We start from the raw sequence: 1,407 nt of genomic DNA on the forward strand, positions 1-1,407 counted from the left end.
GGGGTCCGTACCGTGATCGGTGTTTCCGGCTCTTCGGTCAGTAGGTCTCGGCGGCCGGCCAGCGGTCACCGAAGGTGATGGCGAAGGCGTTCAGCACGGGCTTCCAGCGCATCGTCCATCGGGCACGGCCGGCCCCGGTCGGGTCCAGGCTGCGCGTCACAAGATACAGGCACTTCAACGCGGCCTGCTCACTCGGAAAATGCCCGCGAGCGCGGACAGCCCGCCGGTAGCGGGCATTCAACGACTCGATCGCATTCGTCGAGCAGATCACCCTCCTGATCTCGACGTCGTAGTCGAGAAACGGAATGAACTCGTTCCACGCGTTACGCCACAACCGGACCATTGCCCGGTATTTGCTTCCCCATTTCTCGTCGAGGTCGTCCAAGGCGGCGAGCGCGGCGTCGGCGTTGACCGCCGTGTAAATCGGTTTGATGTCGCGTTTGATCGCGTCGGAATCCGCCCGGGAGGTCAGGCGGAAAGTGTTCCGGATCAGATGAATGATGCAGGTCTGGACAATCGTTTCCGGCCACACCGCCGCGACGGTGTCCGGCAGGCCCTTCAAGCCGTCGCAGACGACGAAGAAAACATCACGCACGCCACGGTTCTTCAGATCGATCAGGACGCTCATCCAGAACTTGGCGCCCTCGCCTCCGGAGCCGGCCCACAAACCCAGGACGTCCTTGTGGCCGTCCACGGTGACCCCGATGGCCGCGTAGATCGGCCGGTTGGCGACCTGCCCCTCGCGAACCTTGACGACGATGGCGTCGATGAACACGGCCGCGTAAACGGAATCGAGGGGCCGGGTCGACCATTCCGTCATCTCCGCGACGACTTTATCGGTGATCCGCGAGATCGTTTCTTTCGACACCGACGCGCCGTAGATCTCCGCGAAATGCGCGGAAATCTCCCCGGTCGTCATTCCTTTCGCATACAACGACAAGACGACCTCGTCGACCTCGGTCAGACGTCGCTGCCGTTTCTTGACAATCTGCGGCTCGAACGTCCCTTCCCGATCGCGCGGCACGTCGATACGCACCTCACCGGCGGCGTCCGAGATCACCGTCTTGCCCCGGCTGCCATTGCGCACATTCGTCGACTCGCGGTCCGGCTCGGCCTGGTTCTTCTCGTGACCGAGGTGCTCGGTCATCTCCTCGTTCAACGCTGTTTCGAGGACGTTCTTGGTGAACAACTTCAGCAGGCCGTCCGGGCCGGTCAGTGCCAGCCCGCGAGCCTTGGCCTCGGCCACCATCGCCGCCGCGGCGGCCTGCTCCGGCGACAACTGCCGCCCGTCACCCTCAGTCTTCTTCCGTGGACTCACAACGTTCGATGTCATCACTCACAGTGCCCATCCCGCCAGGTCTTCAGCCCGGCGTGTCGGGCCGGAAACACCGCTCCTGGCACAGTCCC

General features: G+C 63.6%; 1 protein-coding gene. It reads right to left on the reverse strand.

Annotation, left to right across the window (positions count from 1 at the left end):
- Positions 1-37: 37 nt before the first annotated feature.
- Positions 38-1,333: an IS256 family transposase gene (locus Acy02nite_RS46105; protein WP_203756764.1), complete on the reverse strand. Its 1,296-nt coding sequence runs from the start codon at positions 1,331-1,333 to the stop codon at positions 38-40.
- Positions 1,334-1,407 lie beyond the last annotated feature (74 nt).

The organism is Actinoplanes cyaneus, assembly GCF_016862095.1.
Classification (GTDB): Bacteria; Actinomycetota; Actinomycetes; order Mycobacteriales; family Micromonosporaceae; genus Actinoplanes; species Actinoplanes cyaneus.